General features: G+C 65.4%; 4 protein-coding genes. 3 read left to right on the forward strand and 1 reads right to left on the reverse strand.

Annotation, left to right across the window (positions count from 1 at the left end):
* On the forward strand, positions 1-2184 hold a 2184-nt coding region (locus ABZD10_RS14130), incomplete at its 5' end, for a molybdopterin cofactor-binding domain-containing protein (protein WP_372887438.1).
* 303 nt (positions 2185-2487) lie between these two features.
* On the forward strand, positions 2488-3006 hold the full coding sequence (locus tag ABZD10_RS14135; protein ID WP_372887440.1) for a GNAT family N-acetyltransferase: 519 nt from the start codon (positions 2488-2490) through the stop codon (positions 3004-3006).
* A gap of 123 nt (positions 3007-3129) precedes the next feature.
* Here ABZD10_RS14135 and ABZD10_RS14140 read toward each other — a convergent pair whose 3' ends face one another.
* Positions 3130-3615, reverse strand: a complete 486-nt coding sequence (locus tag ABZD10_RS14140) for an Lrp/AsnC family transcriptional regulator (RefSeq protein ID WP_372887441.1) — start codon at positions 3613-3615, stop codon at positions 3130-3132.
* 131 nt (positions 3616-3746) lie between these two features.
* Between ABZD10_RS14140 and ABZD10_RS14145 the strand changes: the two genes are divergently transcribed.
* The coding region (locus ABZD10_RS14145) for a hypothetical protein (protein ID WP_372887443.1) at positions 3747-3979 on the forward strand (233 nt) is incomplete at its 3' end.

Raw genomic sequence — 3979 nt, forward strand, 5'->3', positions numbered from 1 at the left:
GTGCTCGGCGGCGTCGCCTTCGGGGTCTACAGGGTCAAGACGCCCTATGGCAATCCGCTGGAACAGGGGCTTGCCGAGGGTGCGGCGACCTTCAATCCATGGGTGGTGATCGACGCTGACAGGATTACGCTGATCGCGCCCCATGCCGACAAGGGGCAGGGGGTGGCCCATGCCCAAGCGGTGCTGATCGCCGAGGAGATGGACCTCGAGCCGGGCCAGTTCGAGGTCAGTTTCGGCCGCCCCGACAAGGCCTATTGGAACCGGGCGATGGCCGATGAGGGCGTGCCCTTCATGGCCACCGACACCGGCTTCGCGGCCGAGACCACGCGCGGCGTGATGGGCAGCATGATGAAGCTGATCGGCCTTCAGGGCACCGGCGGGTCGACCGCCATGCCCGACAGTTTCGACAAGCTGCGCGAAGCCGGCGCGGTGGCGCGCGAGACGCTGAAAGCGGCCGCTGCGCAGAAGAGCGGCATCAATACCACGGCGCTGAAGACCGAGGCCGGCCATGTGATCCTGCCCGATGGCGCGCGCCTCAGCTATCAGGAACTGGCGCCGCTGGCGGCGACGCTGGATCCGGTGCGGGACGTGACCCTGCGCGATCCCGGCCAGTGGCGGCTGATCGGTCAGCCGATGCAGCGGCTCGACATGGTGGCGAAATGCACCGGCACCCAGACCTATGGCATCGACCTCGAGATCGAGGGGGCGCTGCATGCCGCGATCCGGGTCAGCCCGCGCCGGGCCGGAGTCACCGGCTATGATGCCTCGGCGCTGAAGGGCATGCGCGGGGTGCAAGCGGTCTTCGAGGTGACCAACGGCGTTGCCGTGGTGGCCGACAACAGCTGGCGTGCCTTCCGGGCCGTCGAGGCCATCGAGGTGGACTGGGCCGAGGCGCCCTATCCCGCCGGGCAGGATCAGCACTGGCAGGCGCTGGCCGCGTCCTTCACCGAGGCGCGTCTGGACAGCACATGGCGTGACGAGGGCGAGGTCGAGGCGGCCTTGGCGTCGGGCGCCGCCCTCGAGGCGGAATACCGCGCGCCCTATCTGGCGCATGCGCCGCTCGAGCCGCTCAATGCCACGGTGCTGGTCACCGACGCGGGGGTGACGGTCTGGTGCGGCCACCAGATGCCGCGCCTCTTGCAGCAGCAGGTGGCAGGGGTGACCGGGCATGACGCCGATCAGGTCACCTTCGTCAACCAGTTCATCGGCGGCAGTTTCGGGCATCGTCTGGAGTTCGAATTCGTCAAGCAGGCGGCCGAGATCGCCAACCGCATGCGCGGCACGCCGGTCAAGCTGACCTATACCCGCGAAGAGGATTTTGCCCAGGATTTCCTGCGCCCGCCGGGAATGGCGCGGGCAAGGGGGGCGGTGCAGGACGGCAGGGTCGCGGCGCTGGACCTGCAGGTGGCGATGCCCTCGGTGATGGGCTCGCAGATGGGCCGGGCCGGGATCCCGGTGCCGGGCCCGGACAGCCAGATCGCCGCCGGGGCCTGGAACAACCCCTATCGGCTGCCGGGTTTCCGCATGCGCGCCTATCGGCTGCCGGAACTGGCGCCGGTCTCGTCCTGGCGCTCGGTCGGGGCCTCGGCCAACGGCTTCTTCTTTGACACCGCGCTCGACGAGCTGATCCATGCCGCCGGGGCCGATCCGATGCTGGAACGCATCCGGCTGATGGATCACGATGTCAGCCGCAAGGTTCTGGAAACGGTGGCCGAGATGTCCTCATGGGGCGGCGCGCTGGCGCCGAACAGGGGCCGCGGCGTGGCCTTTGTCGAAAGCTTCGGCGTGCCGGTGGCCGAGGTGGTGGAAGTCACCAACACCCCGGAGGGCATACGCATCGACAAGGTCTGGGTGGCGGCGGATGTCGGCACCGTGGTCGACCCGGTCAATTTCGAGAACCTGGTGCAGGGCGGGGTGGTGTTCGGCCTTGGCCATGCCATCAACTGCGAGATCACCTATGCCGACGGCATGGCCGAGCAGAGCAACTTTGACAGCTATGAAGGCATGCGGCTTTCTCAATGCCCCGAGATCGTGGTGCGCGGGCTTGAAAATGGCGCCCGGATTCGCGACATCGGCGAGCCGCCGGTGCCGCCGGCCGCGCCGGCGCTGGGCAATGCGATCTTTGCCGCCACCGGCAAGCGCATCCGCGAGATGCCGTTCAACAAACATGTCAGTTTTGTCTGACGTCCTGGGGGATCGGGGGGCGCTGCCCCCATCGCGGCAGGCCGCGATTCCCCCGGGATACTTCGGGCAAGAGAAAGGGGGGTGGGCGTGGTCGCTCACCCTGGCGATGCCGCGTTCCAAGGTGACAAAAGCCTGATGAAATAGCCGGTTTTGCAGAAATCCCTAGGGCCTATTCTGTTTTCGGAGCTGCCGAGCATCGCAAACAGCCAGGCTGTTTTTGGGGAAAGCTCTCTTTTCTGCTAGGATGAAGCCGCGGTTCGTTCAGCCTCAAGGCGTTGAATGGGGCAGATCGCGGGGGGGCGCATGGCTGTTGTTTCCATATACATGGCAGAAAAAGCTGCCGATTTCGAAATCGCTCGGGCATTGTGTCGCGACTGGCTCGACTGGCATTGGCGTCACTATCCTGAGGATTGGCCCGCGGGAAAGGATCATCCGATGAATCCTGAGAGTTTTCAGAAAACCCTGGCGGACCTGCCTGAGCTGCACGGTCGGCCAGGTGGTGGCATTATCCTCGGGCTGGTGGACGGGCAGGCGGCAGGGTGCGTGATGTATCATGAGGCGGACGCCGGGGTCGCGGAATTCAAGCGGATGTTCGTGCGCGAAAACGGTCGCGGACATGGGCTCGGGCGCAGGATGCTCGAGCATATGTTCGAACAGATGATCGCCGACGGCTATCGAAAGGTGTTTTTTTCGTCGGCAGCATTCCTGACACATGCAAAGGCAATGTACGAAAGTGTCGGGTTCTCGCACATGCCGCACCCCGCGGGGTTTCCGGACGACTGGCGCGAGCGGGTCTATTTTATGCAGCGCGCGCTTCTGTAACCGCTTGTGGGGGGCGGTTGTGGCGACAAGGCGGTTGCGCGGGGCGTGCCCCTGAGAGGCTTGGCCGTTGAAGACTGTCTCGCGCTATTGGCGGCGCAATGGGCTTACTGAATGGCCAGAGGATCAACCCAGCGCCCTGTCGTGCGGCGTAGCCGGCGAAATCACTTCGGTGCGTTTGATCTTGCGCAACACCACATTGGTCTGGGCGCTGGCCACGGCGGGCATGCGGAACAGCACGGTTTCGAGGAAGCTGTTGTAGGTGGCGATATCGGGGAACAGCACATGCATGTGATAGTCGGACTGGCCGGTGGTGGCATAGCATGACAGGACCTCGGGGCGCTGTCCGATCACCCGCACCAGTTCGCTCAGCTTGTCGGGGTCGTGGCGGGTCAGCTGGATCAGCACGATGGCCTCGAACTCGAGCCCCAGCCGTTCGGGATTGAGCACCGCGCCATAGCGTTCGATGATGCCGGCCTCTTCGAAGGCGCGCACCCGGCGCCAGCAGGCCGAGGCCGACATGCCGACCCGGTCCGCCAGATCGGCGTTGGAAATCCGGCAGTCGGATTGCAGCAGGGCAAGGATTTTCCGGTCGCGATCGTCGAATTCCATGGCGGGTGTTTTCGAATTTCCGGGGCTATGCGGATAGAATATCCGAAATTCCGGCGAAAACCAGCGAAATGGGGTCAAATTCTTCACCGGCTTGCGGCTAGACTGGAGCCACGCCAGCAGGAGCCCGCGAGATGACTGATCTTTCCCCCGAATTTTCCACCTATCAGCTCGAAGACCGATACGCGCGCGAGACCGGGCGGGTGTTCCTGACCGGCACCCAGGCGCTGGTGCGGATCATGCTGGACCAGGCGCGGCGCGACCGGGCGGCGGGGCTGACCACGGCGGGATTCGTCTCGGGCTATCGCGGCTCGCCCCTGGGGGCCTTCGATCTGGAGCTGTGGCGGGCCCGCGCGCGGGTGGAAGA

It is taken from the genome of Shimia sp. (assembly GCF_041624275.1).
Classification (GTDB): domain Bacteria; phylum Pseudomonadota; class Alphaproteobacteria; order Rhodobacterales; family Rhodobacteraceae; genus Shimia.

Bases quoted from the DNA above. Each gene is read 5' to 3' on its own strand.
- ABZD10_RS14135 (WP_372887440.1), top strand. From the start codon at position 2,488: ATGGCTGTTGTTTCCATATACATGGCAGAAAAAGCTGCCGATTTCGAA.
- ABZD10_RS14140 (WP_372887441.1), bottom strand. From the start codon at position 3,615: ATGGAATTCGACGATCGCGACCGGAAAATCCTTGCCCTGCTGCAATCC.